General features: G+C 60.8%; 2 protein-coding genes. Both read left to right on the forward strand.

From position 1 onward, the window contains the following. The coding region (locus IHE46_RS17170) for an AMP-binding protein (protein ID WP_192166074.1) at window positions 1-450 on the forward strand (450 nt) is incomplete at its 5' end. A 7-nt stretch (window positions 451-457) separates the two neighbouring features. Further along, the coding region (locus IHE46_RS16810) for an amino acid adenylation domain-containing protein (RefSeq protein ID WP_304626242.1) at window positions 458-1,655 on the forward strand (1,198 nt) is incomplete at its 3' end.

Raw genomic sequence — 1,655 nt, forward strand, 5'->3', positions numbered from 1 at the left:
CATCGCGGCTACCTGCTCACACTGCTGCATGCCATGGTCACCGATGCCACGCAAACAGTCGCTCATATCGACCTGCTGGCCTCCGATGAGCGCACCTTGCTGCTGGAGACCTGGAACCGGACCGACGCGCCCTACCCCGATCAGCTGTGCATCCACCAGTTGTTCGAGCAACAAGTACAGCAGCACCCCGAGGCCACCGCCCTCGTCTTCGAGGATCAGTCCCTCTCCTACGCCGAGCTCAACACCCAGGCCAATCGCCTCGCCCATCATCTGATCGGCCTTGGCGTGCGACCCGACGATCGCGTGGCGATCTGCGTCGAACGCAGCCTGGCCATGGTCGTCGGGCTCCTGGCCATCCTGAAAGCAGGCGGCGCCTATGTCCCGCTCGATCCGGCCTATCCCTCTGAGCGGCTGACCCANCGCTCATATCGACCTGCTGGCCTCCGATGAGCGCACCTTGCTGCTGGAGACCTGGAATCAGACCGACGCACCCTACCCCGATCAGCTGTGCATCCACCAGTTGTTCGAGCAACAAGTACAGCAGCACCCCGAGGCCACCGCCCTCGTCTTCGAGGATCAGTCCCTCTCCTATATCGAACTCAACACCCAGGCCAATCGCCTCGCCCATCATCTGATCAACCTCGGCGTGCGCCCCGACGATCGCGTGGCGATCTGCGTCGAGCGCAGTCTGGCCATGGTCGTCGGGCTCCTGGCCATCCTGAAAGCAGGCGGCGCCTATGTCCCGCTCGATCCGGCCTATCCCTCTGAGCGGCTGACCCAGATCCTGCACGATGCCGCTCCCGTGCTCTTGCTGGCCGATACCGCAGGGCGAACGGTCCTGGGCGAAACGGCGGTCGCTCACCTGACCGTGCTCGACCTCGGTACACCCGCGACGTGGGCCCACCAGTCCGTCGCCGATCCCGATCCGCAAATGCTGGGCCTCACCTCCACCCATCTCGCCTACGTCATCTACACCTCTGGCTCCACCGGTATGCCGAAAGGTGCTCAGAACGAGCATCGGGCACTGATCAATCGCTTGGTGTGGATGCAGGTCGCCTACAACCTGACAACGGATGATGTTGTCATACAGAAAACACCTTTCAGCTTTGACGTGTCCGTTTGGGAGTTCTTCTGGACACTCCTCAATGGTGCCAAGCTGGTAATGGCAGCGCCGGAGGCACATAAGGATGTGCACTATTTAATTGACTTGATCGGCCAATATCGAGTCACTACGGCACACTTTGTTCCATCGATGCTCAATAGTTTTTTGGATGCCACGAATGTAACGCGGTGTACAGCATTGCAACGTGTGATCTGTAGTGGTGAGGCACTTCCCGTATCAAGTACTCACAAATGCCTACAAGCCCTCCCGCATGTGCAGCTACATAACCTGTACGGCCCTACCGAGGCTGCCATCGATGTGACAGCGTGGTCTTGCCCACCTGACTTTGATGCCCCTGCAGTTCCGATTGGCCGTCCAATTGCCAACACGCGCATTTATCTGCTTGATGCCCGCGGCCAGCCGGTTCCTCTCGGGGTCGCCGGTGAGCTGTACATCGGCGGTGCCGGTGTCGCCCGCGGTTACTTGAACCGCCCTGACCTCACTACCGAACGTTTCCTGCCCGACCCGTTCAACGCCCTGCCCGGCGCGCGCA

This window comes from Rhodanobacter sp. DHG33 (genome assembly GCF_014843005.1).
Lineage (GTDB): Bacteria > Pseudomonadota > Gammaproteobacteria > Xanthomonadales > Rhodanobacteraceae > Rhodanobacter_A.